17 protein-coding genes are annotated in these 17,986 nt (G+C 67.3%); 8 read left to right on the top strand and 9 right to left on the bottom strand.

Annotation, left to right across the window (positions count from 1 at the left end; all coding sequences use genetic code 11):
• Window positions 1–125: 125 nt before the first annotated feature.
• A complete protein-coding gene (locus HUA76_RS31325) occupies window positions 126–1,508 on the top strand; it encodes an NAD(P)/FAD-dependent oxidoreductase (RefSeq protein ID WP_174454810.1) in 1,383 nt (460 codons plus the stop codon).
• A 12-nt stretch (window positions 1,509–1,520) separates the two neighbouring features.
• Here HUA76_RS31325 and HUA76_RS31320 read toward each other — a convergent pair whose 3' ends face one another.
• Window positions 1,521–3,149 (bottom strand): YifB family Mg chelatase-like AAA ATPase, encoded by a 1,629-nt coding sequence (locus HUA76_RS31320; RefSeq protein ID WP_174462897.1) that lies wholly within the window; start codon window positions 3,147–3,149, stop codon window positions 1,521–1,523.
• 285 nt (window positions 3,150–3,434) lie between these two features.
• On the opposite strand from HUA76_RS31320, the gene HUA76_RS31315 reads away from it, so the two are divergent.
• Window positions 3,435–4,025, top strand: a complete 591-nt coding sequence (locus tag HUA76_RS31315) for a hypothetical protein (protein ID WP_246137702.1) — start codon at window positions 3,435–3,437, stop codon at window positions 4,023–4,025.
• On the opposite strand, the gene HUA76_RS31310 is transcribed toward HUA76_RS31315, so the two are convergent.
• The 5 genes from HUA76_RS31310 to HUA76_RS31290 form a co-directional block, all read right to left on the bottom strand.
• Window positions 3,926–4,549 (bottom strand): DUF2378 family protein, encoded by a 624-nt coding sequence (locus HUA76_RS31310; RefSeq protein ID WP_141647759.1) that lies wholly within the window; start codon window positions 4,547–4,549, stop codon window positions 3,926–3,928. The two genes, HUA76_RS31315 and HUA76_RS31310, sit on opposite strands and share 100 nt — an antisense overlap.
• Before the next feature lie 80 nt (window positions 4,550–4,629).
• Window positions 4,630–5,136, bottom strand: a complete 507-nt coding sequence (locus HUA76_RS31305; RefSeq protein WP_141647758.1) for a biopolymer transporter ExbD — start codon at window positions 5,134–5,136, stop codon at window positions 4,630–4,632.
• Window positions 5,136–5,549 (bottom strand): biopolymer transporter ExbD, encoded by a 414-nt coding sequence (locus HUA76_RS31300; RefSeq protein WP_141647757.1) that lies wholly within the window; start codon window positions 5,547–5,549, stop codon window positions 5,136–5,138. The genes HUA76_RS31305 and HUA76_RS31300 overlap by 1 nt, the downstream gene beginning before the upstream one ends.
• Window positions 5,550–5,677: 128 nt before the next feature.
• Window positions 5,678–6,361 carry a MotA/TolQ/ExbB proton channel family protein gene (locus HUA76_RS31295; protein ID WP_141647756.1) on the bottom strand — a complete coding sequence of 228 codons (684 nt, stop codon included), beginning with the start codon at window positions 6,359–6,361 and terminating at the stop codon, window positions 5,678–5,680.
• 68 nt (window positions 6,362–6,429) lie between these two features.
• A complete protein-coding gene (locus HUA76_RS31290) occupies window positions 6,430–7,182 on the bottom strand; it encodes an energy transducer TonB (RefSeq protein ID WP_174462896.1) in 753 nt (250 codons plus the stop codon).
• A 231-nt stretch (window positions 7,183–7,413) separates the two neighbouring features.
• Between HUA76_RS31290 and HUA76_RS31285 the strand changes: the two genes are divergently transcribed.
• The 4 genes from HUA76_RS31285 (at window position 7,414) to HUA76_RS31270 (ending at window position 14,073) form a co-directional block, all read left to right on the top strand.
• Window positions 7,414–10,626 carry a TonB-dependent receptor gene (locus HUA76_RS31285; protein ID WP_174462895.1) on the top strand — a complete coding sequence of 1,071 codons (3,213 nt, stop codon included), beginning with the start codon at window positions 7,414–7,416 and terminating at the stop codon, window positions 10,624–10,626.
• Window positions 10,627–10,662: 36 nt separating this feature from the next.
• Window positions 10,663–11,379, top strand: a complete 717-nt coding sequence (locus HUA76_RS31280; protein WP_174454814.1) for a hypothetical protein — start codon at window positions 10,663–10,665, stop codon at window positions 11,377–11,379.
• 137 nt (window positions 11,380–11,516) lie between these two features.
• The gene (locus tag HUA76_RS31275; RefSeq protein WP_141646520.1) at window positions 11,517–13,061 is read left to right on the top strand and encodes a radical SAM protein; all 1,545 of its coding nucleotides are present in this window, start codon (window positions 11,517–11,519) and stop codon (window positions 13,059–13,061) included.
• A 94-nt stretch (window positions 13,062–13,155) separates the two neighbouring features.
• Window positions 13,156–14,073, top strand: coding sequence for a hypothetical protein (locus HUA76_RS31270; RefSeq protein ID WP_174462894.1), 918 nt, complete (start codon window positions 13,156–13,158; stop codon window positions 14,071–14,073).
• Between the two features lie 303 nt (window positions 14,074–14,376).
• On the opposite strand, the gene HUA76_RS31265 is transcribed toward HUA76_RS31270, so the two are convergent.
• Together HUA76_RS31265 and HUA76_RS31260 are read right to left on the bottom strand one after the other, a co-directional pair.
• A complete protein-coding gene (locus HUA76_RS31265; RefSeq protein WP_254614601.1) occupies window positions 14,377–15,099 on the bottom strand; it encodes a hypothetical protein in 723 nt (240 codons plus the stop codon).
• 3 nt (window positions 15,100–15,102) lie between these two features.
• Window positions 15,103–15,681, bottom strand: coding sequence for a DUF4920 domain-containing protein (locus HUA76_RS31260; RefSeq protein WP_174462893.1), 579 nt, complete (start codon window positions 15,679–15,681; stop codon window positions 15,103–15,105).
• 89 nt (window positions 15,682–15,770) lie between these two features.
• On the opposite strand from HUA76_RS31260, the gene HUA76_RS31255 reads away from it, so the two are divergent.
• Complete coding sequence (locus tag HUA76_RS31255; RefSeq protein WP_141646518.1) at window positions 15,771–16,202, top strand: DUF2752 domain-containing protein; 432 nt, start codon at window positions 15,771–15,773, stop codon at window positions 16,200–16,202.
• Window positions 16,203–16,211: 9 nt separating this feature from the next.
• The gene (gene plsY, locus HUA76_RS31250) at window positions 16,212–16,790 is read left to right on the top strand and encodes a glycerol-3-phosphate 1-O-acyltransferase PlsY (protein ID WP_141646517.1); all 579 of its coding nucleotides are present in this window, start codon (window positions 16,212–16,214) and stop codon (window positions 16,788–16,790) included.
• Here the strand turns inward: plsY and HUA76_RS31245 are convergent.
• The gene (locus HUA76_RS31245) at window positions 16,707–17,954 is read right to left on the bottom strand and encodes a class I SAM-dependent RNA methyltransferase (protein WP_141646516.1); all 1,248 of its coding nucleotides are present in this window, start codon (window positions 17,952–17,954) and stop codon (window positions 16,707–16,709) included. The genes plsY and HUA76_RS31245 overlap by 84 nt on opposite strands.
• Window positions 17,955–17,986: the final 32 nt, after the last annotated feature.

Below are 17,986 nucleotides of genomic sequence, written 5' to 3'. Positions count from 1 at the left end.
CCAGTCTTTCGCTTAATGCCTCGCATTATCGTGCGATTCATCTGGAGCAGGGGGGCGCTCGGTTGCTCGTCGGGGGCACGGCGCTTTGCGTTGAAGTTTGGAGGGGGCGGCATGACCTTTCCCTCGTGAAAACCCAACGCGAAGACCTGCCTCATGTGGTCATCCTCGGTGGAGGGTTCGCCGGGCTCAGCGCCGCGCGGCAGCTCGTCAAGGCGCCTGTCCGCATCACGCTGGTGGACCGACACAACCACCACCTCTTCCAGCCGCTGCTGTACCAGGTGGCCACGGCGACGTTGAGTCCCAGTGAGATTGCCGCACCCCTGCGCGGGCTCCTGGGTCCCAAGGGCGTGGCGGTGGTGCTGGCGGACGTGACGGGTGTGGACACCGCGGGCAAGCGGGTGCTGCTGTCGGATGGCGAACTGAAGTACGACTACCTCGTCATCGCCACGGGGGCGACGCACTCGTATTTCGGCAATGACCATTGGGCGCCTTTCGCCCCTGGCCTCAAGTCCATCGAGGATGCGGTGGAGATTCGGCGTCGCGTCCTGCTGGCCTACGAGATGGCCGAGCGGGAGACGGACCCGAGCATCCGCCGGGCGCTGCTCAACTTCGTCATCATCGGTGCGGGGCCCACGGGCGTGGAGATGGCGGGCTCGCTGGCGGAGATAAGTCGGAGCTCCTTGACGGGAGACTTCAAGAACATCGACACGCGCGACGCGCGCATCATCCTCATCGAGGGGCTGGGCAAGGTCCTGCCCGTGTATCCCGACGACCTCGCCGCGCAGGCCCGCCGCACGCTGGAGAAGCTGGGCGTGGAGGTCCGCACGGGCGCCCGGGTGACGAACATCGACGAGTCAGGTGTCTACATCGGCACGGAACACATCGCGGCCCGCACGGTGCTCTGGGCCGCGGGTGTCGCCGCCTCGCCGGTGGCGCGTTCGTTGGGTGCTCCGCTGGACCGCGCGGGCCGGGTGAACGTGACGCCCGAGCTGACAGTGCCGGGGCATGAGGATGTCTTCGTCGTGGGAGACCTCGCCTCGCTCAAACAGGCGGATGGCACGCCTGTGCCAGGGCTCGCGCCCGCGGCGATGCAGGAAGGCAAGCACGCGGCCCACAACATCCTCCGTCGGCTCCGGGGCCAGCCGATGGTGCCGTTCAAGTACTGGGACAGAGGCTCCTACGCGGTGATTGGTCGCGGCCACGCGGTGGGAATCGCCTTCCGCCGCTTCAAGCAATCGGGCTTCCTCGCCTGGTCGGCCTGGCTCTTCATCCACCTGATGTTCCTCATCGGCTTCCGCAGCAAGCTGGCGGTGATGCTCGACTGGGCCTATTCGTATCTGACGTTCAACAAGTCGGCCCGCATCATCACCGGCCCCGCGCCTCGGTTGGATCAGCTCCGTCTCCCGAGCTCGACCACCCGCGGCGAGCAGATACTGCTGACGGACGCGGAGCCCTCGACACACGGCGCCGCATCCTCGCGGGGGCTGGCTCCTCCGTCCTCGCACTGAGCCTTCGCCGCGTCAGGGGCGCTCGGGTGGCCCCGTTCCGGAAGGAGTCACCGGCCAGCGGGAACCGGAACGGGAGGGCGGGGTGCCGCCGTGCGTGTTGGCGTGCAGCCACCCACGCCGGTCCAGTGCCCTGCAGTCAATGGCGAGTTGCATGTCCACGTCCTCGATGCGCCCGTGTCCTTCCAGGTCTGCCCGAGTCAGGGCCAGCTTGAGCAGCCGGTCATGCGCGCGTGCGGACAGGCCGTGGTGACGCACCGCCAGCTCGAGCATCCGTTCCGCTCGCGGGCTCAGGACGCAATGGCGTCGCAGCAGATGTGAGGGAAGCTGGGCGTTGCAGTGCACGCTGGGCTCGTCACGGTAGCGTTCCCGTTGGCGTTGCCGCGCGGTCTCCACGCGCTCCCGGTGGTGGAGGCTCGTGGTCTCCTTCGGCTCCGCGCGCGCCAGGTGGTGGTACTCCACCGGGCGCGTCTGCAGTGTGATGTCGACACGGTCCAGAAGAGGTCCGCTGACTCGCGCGTGGTAGTCGAACACCCGATGCTCGGGACATGTGCAGGTGTGGCCCGGCACGTTGAAGTAGCCGCACGGGCAGGGGTTCATCGCCGCCACCAGCATCACCTGACACGGATAGCTGATGTTCTGGTTCGCCCGTGCGAGGTGGATGACCCCTTCCTCCAGCGGTTGGCGCAGCACCTCCAGCACGTTTCGTCGGAACTCCGGCAACTCGTCCAGGAACAGCACGCCGTGGTGCGCCAGGGAGAGTTCGCCGGGGCGCGCCAGGGGGCCTCCGCCGACGAGGCCCGCATCGGAGAGGGTGTGGTGCGGCGCGCGGAAGGGCCGTGCTCGCACCAGTGAGTGTCCCGCGTTGAGCAGCCCCAACACCGAATAGACCTTCGTCACCTCGAGCGCCTCGGCGAAGGTCATCGCCGGAAGAATGCTGGGCAGGCGACGTGCGAGCATCGTCTTGCCGGAGCCTGGTGGTCCGCACATCAGCACGTTGTGCCCACCCGCGGCCGCCAGCTCCAGGGCGAGCTTGAGCTCGGGTTGTCCCCGCACGTCCGCCATGTCGGGCTCGGGCCGCCCTTGCGGCGCCGCGGCGGAGGGACCTTCGCGGCGGAAGGGCGTGATGACGTGGGTGCCCGCGAGGTGGTCCACCGCTTCGCGCAGGCTTGTCACCGGGAGCACCGTCAGTCCCTCGACGAGCGCGGCTTCGGCCGCATTGGCCGCGGGCACCATGACGCCCTCGAAGCCCCGGTCCCTCGCCGCCACCGCGAGTGGCAACACTCCCTTGATGGGCTTGAGCGAGCCGTCCAGCGACAGCTCTCCACCGAAGAGGTAGCGAGCCAGGGGCCCGTCCTCGAGCAGCTTCGCCGCCGCCAGCACGCCCAGGGCGATGGGCAGCTCGAACGCCACCCCGTCCTTGCGCAAGTCCGCGGGCGCCAGGTTCACGGTGATGCGCTTCTGCGGCAGCTCGAAGCCCGTGTTCTTCAGCGCGGACACGACGCGCACCTTCGACTCCCGCACCGCGCCCTCTGGCAGCCCCACCACGTTGAAGTAGGGAAGCCCGAGCGCCATGTCGACCTCGCACTCCACCACCACCGCGTCGATACCCATCAACGCCCCCGACCGCACCCTCGCCAGCATGTCCCCGCCCTCTCCCTCAGACGTCGCGACCTTCGCGGAGCAACCCGCGTACCGACGGCGTCCCGAGGCGACGGCCCTTCGAATCCAATCTCCCCAGGCGGATGCCCATCCCGAGGGCCCGCGCGTCACGATTCCAGATGCACTGGATTAGTGAAGGTGGGTCTAGCCAGGGCGGGTGCCTCTTGGGTACCTTGGCGGGTATCTGGGGAATGCATGGGGGAGATGACGCGCATGGGGTCGCAGGTCATTCATCGGCGCCGTCCGGTCCGTATCCGTCGGGCTGACATGAAGCGAGGCCAGCGGATGAAGGTGGCCTTCGCGATGTTCCGCTTCTGCCTCTACGGCATGGTGGGACTCAGCTCGGAGATCTTCTTCTACAACCTGGTGCGCATCTCCCGGGACGTGCCCATCCTCGGGACGCTGTTCCAGTTCCAGTGGCAGGTGGACGACCGGCTGGGGCTCAACGCCATCTGGAACACGCCCAACATCACGGCCTATGGCCAGTGCTCGCTGTGGATGTTCCTCATCTATGGCGTCGCGTGCTTCTGCTTCGTGGAGCCCGTCTACCGCTGGATGCTCTACCAGCACGCCAGCTTGCGAGCCGTCGTCTACGGCGTCGGCATCCTGCTCTTCGAGGCCTTCAGCGGGCTGATGCTGGAGCGGCTCACGGGCTACCGCATCTGGTACTACGCGGACGCGGGCGCCATCTTCTGGGAGATGACGTCGCTCTACATCCTGCCCATCTGGATGGTGACGGGGCTCATCGCCGAGTTCATCTACAGGGAGCTGATGGACCCGGACCTCATGGCGGCCTTGGAGTCCCCGCTGCCCGCGACGCCGGAGGAGACCGAGGCCTCCTTCCAGTTGATGCGATAGGTGCAGGCGTGGCCGTCGTAGCCGGACGGCTCCACCTTCACGTCCTGTGCGCCGGCCACCCGCAGTCCCGCGTGGATGATGCCGGCGGTGAAGTCCGGGTAGTCACCCACCTCGTTCATCCACAACTCGAACTGGGTGGGAGTGAGCTCCACCAGCTTCGACTCGGTGTAGTTGTTGCCCGCCCGGAAGTTCTGTGTGGCCCGCATGAGCGTCCGGCGAGGCCCCAGCACGCGCAGCAGCGACAGCACCGCGCGGCCCAGCATGGTCTCCCGGAAGCCCTCGATATAGGCCTCGCCGAGCTTCCATGTACCGGGGCCGATGGCTTCCTGGGGAAAGAGCTCTTCCGCGGCGATGCGCAGGAAGGCCATCCACGACGGGAAAGCGTAGGCGGGACGAAGCTTCTGGTCCACGTCGAGCCCCGCCTGGCGCAGGCGACTCTTGCACGCGGGCGTCAGCCGCCCGTGCAGCGCGCGCAGGAAGAGGGCTTCGATGGTCTGTTCAAAGACGAGAAGCTCGTCAGCCATGAGAAGTGAACTCTAGCCGACGAGCTTCTGATTGTGAACCGCGACTCCAACCCTGAGCGTAGGGCTCCGGGCGGAGGTTTTCAGGGAGTCGGCGTCGGAGCGGGCGCCGGAGTGCCGGTGTCCACCTGCGTACCCTGGATGATGGCGTTCGACGGCAGCTCGGTCGCCATGGCGAGGACCTTCGCGCCGGCGCCCTTCGCGCCATCCATGGCCACGATGAGGCGGCCGTAGTTGGTCGCATCGTCCGCCATGAAGAAGACGACCTTCTCGTCCGCTTTCTTCGCCGCGAGCATCCGCTTGAGCCGGTTGACGTAGTCGGCCGTGGGCACCTTCTCCGTGTTGATGGAGTAGCCGCCGTCCTTGTCCAGCAGGACCACCAGCTGCTGGTTATTCGGGTCTTCCGGCGGCGGCTGATCCTCCACCTCGGTGTCCGGCACGCGCACCAGGATGTCCTTCTCCAGGAGGGGCGTGACGACCATGAAGATGATGAGGAGCACCAACACCACGTCCACCAGCGGCGTGACGTTGATCTCCGAGTTGGGCGGCGTTTGCGGCTTCACCCACTGACGCTGCTTGTGGCCCGCCATTACTTCTTCTCCTCGACGCCGAGCGCGATCTGCTTGGCCTTGGCCTTGCGGGCCACGTCCAGCACCCTGCGCACGTCGCCCACGTTCACCGTGTTGTCGCCCTTGAGCAGGATCTTCTTGCCCGGGTCCTTCGCCAGCTCCTGCGTCAGTCGGTCCTGAAGCGCCTGCTCGTCCACCTGGTCATTCTCCAGGAACACCTTCTTGTCCGGAGTGATGGAGACGTAGAGAGGGTCTGAGTCCTTGCCCTTCTCCTTCTCGATTTCGGTGGCCTTCGGCAGCTCCACGGACTTGCCGCGCTGGAGCATGGGAGTGACGACCATGAAGATGATGAGGAGCACCAACACCACGTCCACCAGCGGTGTGACGTTGATCTCGCTCTTGATGCCCCCCTTGGGGCCAGCTGACATTCCCATGCGTTTAACCTGCTTCCAGGTGGTGGAAGCCCGCCGTCCCGGGTGGCGTCGCAGGCCCCCGGACTTCAGGGGCCGCGTTCACGTCGGGAGGCGGGCCTCGGGTCGTCCCCGGGCTCGCCGGTGACTGCTCAGGCCGCGTGCGAGGAGTGCGCGCCGCCGCCCATGTGGCGGGCGACCACGTCGAGGAACTCGTTGGAGGACTCGGAGATGTCCACCGAGCGAGCATCCACCCAGCCCTGCAGGAAGTTGTAGGCCATCACCGCGGGGATGGCGACCAACAGACCGAAGGCCGTGGTGATGAGCGCCTCGGCGATACCGGCCGAGATGGTGCCCAGACCGCCGGAGCCGGCCGCCGCCATGAGCTGGAAGGCGTTGACGATACCCATCGTCGTGCCGAGCAGACCCACGAACGGAGCCGTGGAGCCGACCGTGGCCAGCAGGCCCAGGCCGCGCTTCATGCTCTGAACCTCGCGCTGCGCCTGACGCTCGAGCGCCCGCGCCACCGACTCCACCGCGATGTCCTTGTTGTTGGGGCTGATCCGGTACGCGGTGAGGCCGGAGTTGATCACCCGACCCAGGTGACCCACGTCCTTGCCCAGGTTCGTGTTGGCCGCGGTGGTCAGGTCGCCCTTCGCCAGGATGGCACCCATCTTGGCGGCGAAGTTGCGGCTGTCGGACCGGGTCTTGCGGAAGACGATCATCCGCTCCGCCATCACGACCAGGGACGCCACCGACATGATGGCCAGGGTGAAGATGATCATACGGGCGAAGGTGCCCGTGTGGTGCCAAATATCGATGAGAGTGAATTGCATGGCTTGATTAAGCGCTCCTCCTCACGAGCGCGGGGTGGTCGGCGGTGCTTCTCTACGGCGCGCCCGGATCAGCGCGGAAGCTTCAGATTCAGGGTGAAGGTGTAATCCACCTGGACCGGACGGCCCTGGAACGTGACGGGCTTGTAGCGTGACGAGGTCAGGGCGTCCATGACGGCCTGTTCCATGTGGGGCAGGGGCTTGATGATTCGGCAGCGCTCCACTCGACCTTCCACGGTGATGACGCACTTGACGATCATCGTGCCCTGCACGCGGGACTCGAGCGCCTCGCGCGTGTACTCGGGCTGCGGGCCGGAGACCTTCTCCGGACGCGTCATGCCCGCACCGAACGGCAGCACTTCCGTCCCCGTCCCGCCCAGCTGCCCGCCGACCACGCCGCCAATCACGCCACCCACGACGCCGCCCACCACACCGCCGGCGACACCGCCCTCGACGCCACCCTCGACCTGCTCCTCGCTGGCCTCCTCTGGAGCCTCTTCCGGCTCTTCGGCCGGCTCGGCCTCCTTGGGGATCTCTTTCGGGATCTCCTTGGGCTGGACGATGGTGTCGGGCTTCTTGGGCTTCTTGGGCGTCGTCTTCGGCTTGGTGCTCGCCGCCGGGGGAGGAGGCGGCGGGGGAGGAGGCGGCGGGGCCATGGTGGCCTTCAACGTCACCTCGATCTCCTTCTCCTCCTCGACCGGTTCCCTCGTCGACAGGAAGTAGGCCACGCCGAACAAAGCGACGTGCAGGATCACGGAGATGGTGGTCCCCACGCCGAACCGCGCTCTGGGCGCCTGACCGCGGTCAAGGACTGAATCAAACATGTACTAGACTCCTCATCACCAGTGGACACCCACCACGCCCCGCCCGGCTGAAAGGGCGCGCTACCATACAGAAACGCGTTCCGGGTTCAAGCAAGCACGGTCAAGGGTAACTGACGTGATCGCGCAATTGCCCCACTGGTTACCAAAAAGCAACGGTCTATTGACAACTGCTTGACCTCGGATATTTTCCCCAGTCATTTTCGGTTGCAGCCCACCTTGGAGGGGTCTGGTATGCACTTGAACCGAGTGCTCCGGGAAACCGGAGTTGTCCTGGCCGCAGGTCTGCTTTATGGATCGGCGGCTTTCGCGCAGTCGAGCACGATGATCGGTACTGTCATCGACGCTCAAAGCCGGCAGCCTGTTCCTGACGTTGTTGTCACCGCGACCTCGCCCAACCTTCAGGGTGAGCAGACCGTGGTTACCGACGCTCAGGGCAACTACCGTATTCCCCAGCTGCCGCCTGGTGTTTACACCCTGCGGTTCGAGAAAGAGCAGTTCAAGCCGTACGCACGTTCTGACGTCCAGCTGCGTCTGAACCGCACCATCCGCGTCAACGTCGAGCTGCTCCCCGAGTCCCTCGGTGAAGTGGTGGAGATCGTCGGCGCGCCGCCGACCATCGACGTGGGCTCCACGACCACGGGCGTCAACGTGGATCAGGAGTTCATCAAGCGCATCGCCGTGGCCCGTCCGGGTGGCAAGGGAGGAGCGGCTCGCTCCTTCGAGTCCCTGGCCGAGCTGGCGCCTGGCGCCCAGAACGACCAGTACGGTGTGTCCATCAACGGCGCGACCTCGCCTGAGAACGGGTACGTGGTGGACGGTCTGTCCACGAACGACCCCGCCTACGGCGTGAACGCCAGCCCGATGAGCATCGAGTTCGTGCAGGACGTGAACATCATCACCGGCGGTTACCTGCCGGAGTTCGGTCGCTCCACGGGCGGTGTCATCAACGCGGTGACCCGGTCTGGTTCCAACGAGTTCCACGGTTCCGTGTTCGCGAACTGGACGCCGGGAACCTTCGAAGGCACCCGCAAGCAGGTCCAGGAAGAGGGCACTGTCATCAGTGGCCTCAACGAGCTGCAGAACCTGGGTGACTTCGGCGCGACCCTCGGTGGCCCGATCCTCAAGGACAAGCTGTGGTTCTTCGCCGGTTTCGCGCCGTCGTTCACGCGCTACCAGCACACCCGCACGCTGAACGCCATCCGGCTGAACGCGGACGGCACCTCGGTGACCAACGACGAGGGCTTCACCGTCGTCGACCCCATCGCGGGCTCTGACCGTCAGTACTACGCCGACACCCGGACCGTGCAGTACATGGGTAAGTTGACGTACCTCATCAACCAGGACCACAACGTCTCGATCGCCCTCAACGGCACTCCGACGACGACCGGTGGCATGGGCAAGCTGAGCATCAACCCGCAGTCCGGTGGTCTGCCGGGCGCGCTGTCCTCCCGTCCTGGCGACTTCGCCTTCACGGAGACCAACGCGAACGCCACGTCGCTGGCCCTGAAGTACGCGGGCGCGTTCATGGACAAGAAGGTCCTGGTCGACGCGAACCTCGGCTGGTTCCACCAGACGGCGTCCACCCTTCCGGCGGACGGCAGCAAGATCGGCTCGTCGCAGGGCCTTGCGGGCTACTCCCGCATGCTCTACAACTTCGAGCGCCGGCTGACGGTGTTCGAGAACCTGCCCGCGGGGCAGGAAGCGGCATGCGATCCGCTGGAGACGGTCGACGAGAACGGCGACCCGGTCTCGGTCGAGCGTTGCCCCGTGACGGGCTACACGCTGGGTGGTCCCGGCTTGATGTCCGACGCGAAGCTGGACCGCTACCAGATCAACGCGAAGGCCACGTACCTGCTGAACGCGCTCGGCACCCACGTGCTGAAGGCCGGTGTCGACACCGAGTTCCTGTCGTACGACCAGCTCAAGGCGTACGGCGGTGGCGTGTACTTCCAGGAGAATCGCCCGTACACGGGTGCGACCCTCAACGGGCAGCCCTACACGGAGAGCATCGCGGTTCATGACTACCGCCGCTACGGCTACCAGGCGTCCCCTGACAGCCCCATCACCCAGCTGACCCAGCAGTCGAAGACCACCAGCACCACGGTCGGTGGCTTCCTGCAGGACTCCTGGTCCATCGCCAACCGCGTCACGCTGAACCTCGGCGTGCGCTACGACGTGCAGGCGATGTACGGCGGTGATGGCGATCTGGCCCTCATCCTCGGCAACCAGTGGTCGCCCCGTATCGGCGCCATCGTCGACCCGTTCGCCAACGGCCGCACGAAGTTCTTCGTGAACTTCGCCCGGTACTACGAGCAGGTTCCGCTGAACATGCTCGACCGCGCGTTCCCGGGTGAGCGTCGTTACGAGGCCCGCCGCGCCATGGTGGAGCCGGGTGAGTCGGGTGGTTGCGACCCGTCCAGCCGCGAGAGCCAGGAGACGGAGTGCCGGGATCCCAACTACGTCCTCGGTCAGCCGGAGAGCAGCCGTAACCCGAACCGCCTCTTCACGGGCGGCAAGGTGGAGAACGAGCCGATCGATCCGGACATCAACCCCCAGTCGTCCGACGAAATCGTCGTCGGCGGCGAGTACGAGCTCATCGCGAACACCCGCGTGGGCGCCAGCTACACCCACCGCGACATGAACATGGTCATCGAGGACATGAGCCGCGATGACGGTCGCTCGTACTTCCTCGGCAACCCGGGCAGCGGCTTCGCCAAGGAGTTCCCGAAGCCGGAGCGTAACTACGACAACGTCACCGTCTACCTGAACCGCACGTTCTCGGACGGCTGGCTGGCCCAGGCGAACTACACCTGGTCCCGTCTGTACGGTAACTACCCCGGTCTGTTCCGCCCGGAGACGGCTCAGCTCGACCCGAACATCCTGTCGGACTTCGACCTCATCAGCCTCCTGGCGAACCGCACGGGTCTGCTCCCGTTCGACCGTACCCACCAGATCAAGGTGTTCGGCGCGAAGGAGTTCAACTTCACCAACGAGCTCTCCGCGAGCATCGGTCTGTCCTACCGCGGCAACTCCGGCACGCCGATCAACTACTTCGGTGCCCACGCTCTCTACGGTTCGGACGAGTCCTTCGTCCTCCCCCGTGGCGCGGGTGGCCGTACGCCCTGGCTGAACGTCATTGACTCCAACATTGGCGTCAACTACCGCGTCAGCAAGGACAGCGTGATCTCCGTGACCCTCGACGTCTTCAACCTCTTCAACTTCCAGGGCGTCAGCACGGTGGACCAGACGTACACCCTGCTCAGCGTCGCCCCGATCCCGAACGGCAAGCCCAGCGACCTGCCGGGCAACGTGACGTGGCAGGAAGGCGAGGAGCGCACGGAGCCGTTCGGTAGCGTGGACGGAGACGTCAACCCCAACTTCAAGAACCCGACCAGCTACCAGCCGCCGCGGCAGATGCGCCTTGGCGTCCGGTACACGTTCTAGTCTCTGGCCACTCACGGAACCGGGATTTCAAGTCACATGACCAAGAACATTTTCAATGCTGCGATGGTCCTTGTTGGCACGGCGAGCGTGCTGACGGGCTGCAACTTCGACCAGCCAGAGGCGCCCTGCTTCGTGCAGGACAACGCCAACTGGGTGGTCAAGTACGATGCGGTGGACTCCCCCACCCTCGTCAACGGTGGTGGTGCTTGCACCATCGTTGCTCCCCCTGGAGAGTTGCTCGGCGTCTTCAAGTTCAACGACCCGGACAACCTGAACAACTCGCTGCTCACGATTCGTCCCAACGGCCTGGCGAGCATCGCGAGCCGGGATCCTGGGGCCCCCTCGGAGCAGACGGCGCTGGGTGCGCTCGCTACGGAGCCTGATGACAAGGACTTCTGCGCGGCCCCCTCGCTGTCGGCGGCCACCGTCAATGCCGCGGCGACCAGCACCGCCGCGGCGACGACGATCCGCTACGAGTACACCAACGTGGATGTCTACGCGGCTCCGTTCGCGCCCGGCACCCAGCTGAAGGGTGAGCTGAAGTACACGAAGGATGGTTGCGCCTCGAACTACACCATGCGTGCCCTGTGGCCCGCGATTGCGTGCAGTCCGTCGGATGCGACTTCTTGCGGTCCGGACTCGGGTCTGAACCCCGATTTCGCCGCGGAGTGCCTCACGATTCGATTCAACGCGGACGGGACGCCGGCGGCGTCGTACTGCGTTCCTTCGAAGCAGGTTCCGTCCTTCAGGTAGTCGTTCAACGCTGAACAGCGCCACCTGACAGGTGGCGCCTCGCGGCCCCGCCAGCCCTCCTCAAGGAGTGGACTGACGGGGCCGCGGTGTTTGATGGGCTGTACCTGTCTGTCAGGGTTGTTTCTGTCTGGAGGAACATGGAGGGCCGTTACTCACTCATCCACCACGTCCGCTCGCTGTTGGACGACGAAGAAGGCACCCTCTACAAGGAGGCTCCCTTCCGTGTGGCCCTCTGCTACCCGAGCCCCTACCACGTGGGGATGAGCTCGCTGGGCTTCCAGGCCATCTACCGGGAGGTTCACGAGCACCCGGGTGCCACCGCCGAGCGCGCCTTCCTTCCGGATGACGTGGAGGCGTTCAAGCGCACCCGGACACCGTTGTTCACCTGGGAGTCCCAGGCTCCGGTCTCCAGCTTCGCGATGCTGGCGTTCTCCGTGGCGTATGAGCTGGAGCTGACGGGGTTCTTCACGATGCTGGAGTTGGCGGGGCTGCCCGTGCTGGCGGAGGAGCGCCGGGATGGGCGCCATCCCCTGGTCGTGGCGGGAGGGCCCCTGACGTTCTCCAACCCGGATCCGCTGGAGCCCTTCGTGGACGTGCTCGTCCAGGGCGAGGCGGAAGACCTCATGCACGTGCTGGTGGAGGCGGCGGCCACGATGGAGCGCGAGGCCCTGCTGGACCACCTGGCACGCATCCCTGGCTTTCGTGTGCCGGGGCGCGGAGGCCAGCGCTACCACGTGGCTCGGGCCACGGATTCGAGGCTGCCTGCTCGCACGCAGATCATCACCCCGCATACCGAGCTGCGCTCGATGTTCCTCATCGAGCCGGAGCGGGGGTGCTCGCGCGGCTGCCACTACTGCGTCATGCGCCGCACGACGAACGGGGGCATGCGCACGGTGCCTCCAGAGCGGGTGCTGTCGCTGATCCCCGCGCACGCCCGGAGGGTGGGCCTGGTGGGCGCGGCGGTGACGGATCATCCGCGCATCGTCGAACTGCTGCGCACGCTCGTGGACGCGGGGAAGGAAGTCGGGGTGTCGTCACTCCGGGCGGATCGGCTGACGCAGGAGCTGGTGGATCAGCTCCGCCGGGGTGGGGCGACCAACCTGACGGTGGCGGCGGACGGGGCCTCGCAGCGCATGCGGGACATGGTGGACCGCAAGCACTCGGAGGAACAGATTGTCCGTGCGGCGGGGTACGCCCGCACGGCGGGCATGAAGCAGCTCAAGGTCTACAACGTCGTGGGGCTTCCCTTCGAAGGGGACGAGGACATCGACGAATTGATCCGCTTCACCTCGGAGCTGTCTCGCATCCTTCCCGTGGCGTTGGGGGTGGCACCCTTCGTGGCCAAGCGGAACACGCCGCTGGACGGGGCACCCTTCGCGGGCATCAAGGAGGTCGAGAATCGGCTGGAGAGGCTGCGCAAGGGCCTGCGTGGACGCGCCGAGGTGCGTCCCACGTCCGCCCGATGGGCGTGGGTGGAGTACATGCTGGCCCAATGTGGCCCGGAGGGTGGGCTGGCGGCGATGGACGCCTGGCGTGCTGGGGGGAGCTTCGCGGCCTGGAAGAAGGCCTTCGAGGCCCGGGGCTGTGAGCCCTATCTGGCGCGTCGGGTGGAGGACGGGCGGCGCAACCCCGTCCATTGGCCCACCGTCCCGAAGATGGCGCCCCCCGCGTCCGCCGCGTGACGGGGAGGTGCAAGTGCCGCTGCACTGCGGGCTCCGCTTCCGCTAGAAGTCCGCATGCGCCGATGGCCGGCGCCCAGGGGCAGCGGAGAACCAGGTGAGCGCGCAGCGTGTGGACAAGGCGTGGCAGCAGAAGGGCCTGAAGGAGTACTCGACGGAGGCCCTGGTCGGAACGCTCGGTCACTACGGTATTCCCGTGGCCGAGGAGGACTTCCGAAAGCTCTCGGAGACGACCTTCCCGCTGGGCATCGCCCAACAGTGGAAGGCCCAGTGGAAGGGCACGGGCCCCTTCAAGGACTTCGTGGTGGCGGCGCCGGTGGAGCTGTGGCGCCGCTGGCTGCCGGACCGCGTGGCGCCGTACGAGCTGACGGATACGCTCGCCTCGCTCATGAAGTCGCTGCTCCAGTTGCTCAACGGCGCGGCGGACGCTCCGGTGGCTCCGGCCTTCGAGAAGATGAACGGCCTGCGCGCGCGACTGCCCGTGGATGACAAGGGCGGGCCCCAGGAGCGCTTCATGCAGGAGGCGCTGGCGCCGTTCTCGGAGAAGGACGCGGAGCTGTTCGACAGCCTCGCGGAGACGCTCGCCCGTTCGGGGCACGGGGCTCACGCGGAGTCGTTCGCGGACCTGGAGGAGTTCTTCCTGCCGGACCGCAAGGGCATCTCCCGCGCCATGGTGCGCGCGGCGCGCGGCGAGCAGGACGCGGCCGTGTCGGACCTGGTGAAGCTGACCGAGGACACGGCGCGTACGCCCATCGCTCGGATTCTGGCCGTGGACGGCCTCATCCACCTGAAGGCGAATGGTCCCGCCGCTTCGGCTGGCCGCATGCTGCTGGAGTGGGCCGAGTCGACCAAGGACCTGCACCTGGCGCTGGACCTCGTTCCCCGTCTGGAGCACGTCTACAAGGCGCAGAACGACCGCGTCTCCCTGCTGGACCTGGTGCGCACGGCCGACCGCCTCAATGCGGAGCACGACCGCATCCATCCCGGCCACACCCGTCACCGTCACGGGCGCTGAAGCCAGCACCTCGCGGCGCGCGGGCGAGTGCTCGCGCGTCGCGCCCAGAAGGGCAGGGCGCGCCACCGGCGCCTCCAGAGGCATCCGTGAACGCGAAGACGGTGAGGCGCATGCGATGAGGAGTCGCTCGCGGCGCACCCCACCGCGAGGCGCCTCCGGCGACCGTGATGGGCTCGCGAGGCGCATGCGACGAGGTATTGCTCTCGTCATACTGCCCCGCGAAGTCCCTCAGGCGAACGGGTGAGCTCGCGACGAAGTCGGCGAGGGATGCCCTCGTGACCGTCGATGTGCCCTGGAGCGGCTCTACTCGGCGGTGTTCGAGCCCGGGCTCCGCGCCTGACTCGCCGGTTGTTTGCGCCGCGCCTTCTTCTTTGGAGAGGTCGCGGCCTCCTCGGCCCGCGCGGTCGCTTGCTCGGCGGAGGTCTCGCCGCCGCCCTCCGTCAGCGCCGTCGTCGGAGGTGAATCCGGCGAGGCGACCTCGCCTTCCAGCGCGGCGACTTCCTGGGTCGCCAGGGGCGTCGAGCGCTTCAACGGAATCTTGAGCACCCGGGGCACGCCTTCCACGACGTCTCGCGTGGGCACCACCGCGCCCACCGTCGTGTAGCGGATGGCGCCTGTCTGGGTGAAGGCGTGCTTGAGCGTGTACTCCTTCGCGCGTGGCAGGAACCAGTCACGCACTGCCTTGAGGGGCATCACGTGCAGCTCTCCCTGCGAGAGGAAGACGTACACGAGGAGGTCCGCGCCGCTGTAGAGGAAGCAGCCTGGCGTGTCCTTCTCCAGGTTGGAGACCAGCTCGAAGAAGTAGCGGCGTCGGGTGGCGTTGCGGTCGCCCTTCACCTCGATGCCGCGCACCTCTCCCGTCGGCAGCTCCCAGAGGAGGTCCACGCCACGGTGCTGGAAGCGCGGGTCCGACTGCACGTCATGCACGCGCGAGCCCGGCTCCGTCTCCAGCAACCACGTCCGAGCGTGTTGCACGGCGCGGTCCGCCGCGCCCTGCACGCCCCTCATGCTGAAGCTGCGCGCCATGTCCTAGCGGCGCAGCTCAACGCCCGTCGCGACGAGCTGAACCTCGCGCGGCTTGCCGTCAGTGCCACGCGGGACGATGGCGCCTTCCGCCTCGTAGTGCGACGCGTGGCCCTCGCTCAGCTCCGCCACCTTCACCACGCCCTCCACGCGCGCCTGCGAGCCCGCCGAGTCCAGCGGGACGAAGAAGCCGTAGTCCTTGAACGTCACGCGCACGCCCGGCCCCTTGGCCTGGGGGTCCGTCGCCAGCTCCATCCAGCAGCCCTTCTTCTCGCACGCCTTGCGCACCGTGCCCTCGAGCCGCACCGTCTTGCCATCATGGGGCTGGGGCTTCGCCAGCAGGTCCGCGAGCTTCACGGGAGATGCGCCCTTGAGCGCCTCGCCCCGGGTGAGCTTCCAGTTCTCCTGCGCGGCGGCGGGTGCCGCGGCGGCGGTCGCCTCGGGCTTGGGCGCTGCCTTGGCGGCCTCGGCGGGGTGGTGACAGTCGGCCGCCGCGGCCTTGTCCTTGGCGGGCGTCTTGTCGCCGGCGAACGCAATCAGGGGAACAGCGACCAGCAGCATCAGGGACGTGCGGAGCGAGTTCATGACTCGCTCGCTTAGCCAAAACTCGTTGCCCCGGCAAGGCGGCGCCCGTACTAGAGTGGGACTCCCGCACACCTCTGGGCGAGGCGCGCATGAAGGTCTTCCTCCCTCCTCGCAATCGACGCCTCGGCACCGTGGACTACCTGGGGCTCATCGGCCTCGTGGGGCTGCTCGTGGCCCGGTACATCCCCGTGGCGAAGCTCATCCCCTTCTGGGGCTGTGTGCTGCGCGAGCGGACAGGCTGGCCCTGCCTCGGCTGTGGGCTGACGCGCGCAGCCGACCGCTTCGCCCACTTCAACTTCGAGGGGGCCTGGGAGGCCAACCCCCTGGGGACGGTGGCCGCCTTCCTGTTCGCCCTGGCGGTCGTGGTGACGGTGCTGCACCTCGTCTTCGCCGTCCCCATCCCCGAAATCCGACTCTCGCCCCGGGAGTGGAAGGTGTTCCAGATGGTGATGCCCGCCATCCTCCTGGTGAATTACGCCTACGTGGTGGTGAAGACGCGCTTCCCCCACCTGCTGCTATAGCGTGGGGTCGTGACTTTCGCGCTCGTCCTGCTGGGCTACTTCGCCGGCTCCATTCCCTTCGGTGTCCTGCTGACGCGATGGCTGCGTGGCGTGGACGTGCGCCAGAGCGGCAGCGGCAACATCGGCGCCACCAACGTCACCCGCGTCGCGGGCAAGAAGCTGGGCGCGGTGGTGCTCGTGCTGGACGCGGTGAAGGGCGCGCTGCCCGTCGCGCTCGCGCTGCAGCTCGTGCCGGACCTTCCCACGGTGCACGTGCTGGTGGGCCTGGCCGCGGTGCTGGGCCACGTCTATCCGGTGTGGCTCAAGCTGCACGGCGGCAAGGGCGTGGCCACCGCGCTGGGCGTGCTGCTGGTGCTCGCTCCGCTGGCCGCGCTGGCCGCGGGTGCCGCGTACATCACCTTCTTCGCGGTGTGGCGGGTCAGCTCCCTGGGCTCGCTCGCGGCCGGAGCCACGGCGGTGGGCACGTCGGCCTTCACCGCCCGGGCCCCGGAGTACACCGGCCTCTCAGCTGTCCTCTTCGCCCTCATGCTGTGGACGCACCGGAGCAACATTGGCCGGCTGCTTCGGCGCACGGAGCGGCGCTTCTGAGTTTTCGTCCAGGTGGCTGCTGCCCGCGGCCCGGTAGCCGAGCAACGTGCATTCGATGGGGCCGTTCCACATCTCCCGGCGCGCGGAGGGACGCGTATGGAACGCGCTCTCGAAGGCCGGGTTGCCGGAGAGCACCCAGACGCGCCAGCCTGGCACGCGCAGGGACTCGCCCAGCTTGTAATAGAAGCTCTTCATGCCCTTCTGTCCGCCGGAGCCCGTGAGCCGGTCTCCATAGGGCGGATTGGTGAGCAGCAGGCCACTGGCGGCGGGCAGGTGCGGCAGGTCTGTCGCGTCAGCTTCGGCGAGGATGATTTCCTCCGACAGCCGTGCGGCCTGCACGTTGCGCTGGGCGGCCTCCAGGGCCTCCGGGTCCTTGTCGAAGCCCCAGATGGGGACCTCCACCTTGCGCTCGTTGCGGCGGGCATCCGCGCGCAGGTCCACGAGCAGCTCCTTCGCGCGCGGGCCGATGACGGGCCAGCGCTCCACCGCGAAGTCGCGGTTGAGTCCGGGCGCTCGGCGACGGGCCATCATCCCGCCTTCAATCAGCAGCGTGCCGGAGCCGCACATCGGGTCCACCAGCGCCTCTTCGCCCGTGTAGTGCGCGGCGCGCAGCACGGCGGCGGCCAGCGTCTCCTTGAGCGGCGCGACGGTGGGCCGCACGCGGTAGCCCCGGCGATTCAACGCGTCGCCGCACAGGTCCAACGACAGCGACAGCGTCTCGCGCGACAGGTGCGCGACCACGCTCACGTCCGGGTTCTTCGTGTTCACGTCCGGACGCGTGCCGACCTTGGTGCGCATCCGGTCGACGATGGCGTCCTTCACCTTGAGCGCCACGAAGCCCGAGTGGCTGTGCTCGCTGTCCTTCAGCGTGGCATCCACCGCGAACGTCGTGGTGGGCGTCAGGTGCTCCTCCCACGGGACGCTCGCGGCGGCTTCGTACAGGCCCTCCGCGCCGTGGGCCTCGAAGGTGCCCAGCGGGTAGAGGATGCGCATGGCGATGCGGGACCAGAGGCAGACCATGAGGGCCTCGTCCAGCGAGGCCATGAAGCGGACTCCACCGCGGTCCTGACGGATGCGGCGCGCGCCAAGCTCCTTGAGCTCGTCCGCGAGAAGGTCTTCGGTGCCGCGAGCCGTGGTGGCGAAAAGGGCGATGCGTTCAGCCATAAGACACCGCCCTTAGACGACCTGGGACTGCT

Origin of the sequence: Myxococcus sp. CA056 (assembly GCF_013336715.1) — a bacterium.
In the GTDB taxonomy this organism is placed as follows: domain Bacteria; phylum Myxococcota; class Myxococcia; order Myxococcales; family Myxococcaceae; genus Myxococcus; species Myxococcus llanfairpwllgwyngyllgogerychwyrndrobwllllantysiliogogogochensis.
Note: the sequence above shows the minus strand (reverse complement) of the source record. Positions and strands in the feature narration are given on the sequence as shown.

Coding starts and splice junctions, on each gene's coding strand:
- HUA76_RS31320 (WP_174462897.1), bottom strand. CDS start 3,149: ATGCTGGCGAGGGTGCGGTCGGGGGCGTTGATGGGTATCGACGCGGTG.
- HUA76_RS31315 (WP_246137702.1), top strand. CDS start 3,435: ATGAAGCGAGGCCAGCGGATGAAGGTGGCCTTCGCGATGTTCCGCTTC.
- HUA76_RS31310 (WP_141647759.1), bottom strand. CDS start 4,549: ATGGCTGACGAGCTTCTCGTCTTTGAACAGACCATCGAAGCCCTCTTC.
- HUA76_RS31305 (WP_141647758.1), bottom strand. CDS start 5,136: ATGGCGGGCCACAAGCAGCGTCAGTGGGTGAAGCCGCAAACGCCGCCC.
- HUA76_RS31300 (WP_141647757.1), bottom strand. CDS start 5,549: ATGGGAATGTCAGCTGGCCCCAAGGGGGGCATCAAGAGCGAGATCAAC.
- HUA76_RS31295 (WP_141647756.1), bottom strand. CDS start 6,361: ATGCAATTCACTCTCATCGATATTTGGCACCACACGGGCACCTTCGCC.
- HUA76_RS31290 (WP_174462896.1), bottom strand. CDS start 7,182: ATGTTTGATTCAGTCCTTGACCGCGGTCAGGCGCCCAGAGCGCGGTTC.
- HUA76_RS31285 (WP_174462895.1), top strand. CDS start 7,414: ATGCACTTGAACCGAGTGCTCCGGGAAACCGGAGTTGTCCTGGCCGCA.
- HUA76_RS31280 (WP_174454814.1), top strand. CDS start 10,663: ATGACCAAGAACATTTTCAATGCTGCGATGGTCCTTGTTGGCACGGCG.
- HUA76_RS31275 (WP_141646520.1), top strand. CDS start 11,517: ATGGAGGGCCGTTACTCACTCATCCACCACGTCCGCTCGCTGTTGGAC.
- HUA76_RS31265 (WP_254614601.1), bottom strand. CDS start 15,099: ATGGCGCGCAGCTTCAGCATGAGGGGCGTGCAGGGCGCGGCGGACCGC.
- HUA76_RS31260 (WP_174462893.1), bottom strand. CDS start 15,681: ATGAACTCGCTCCGCACGTCCCTGATGCTGCTGGTCGCTGTTCCCCTG.
- HUA76_RS31255 (WP_141646518.1), top strand. CDS start 15,771: ATGAAGGTCTTCCTCCCTCCTCGCAATCGACGCCTCGGCACCGTGGAC.
- HUA76_RS31245 (WP_141646516.1), bottom strand. CDS start 17,954: ATGGCTGAACGCATCGCCCTTTTCGCCACCACGGCTCGCGGCACCGAA.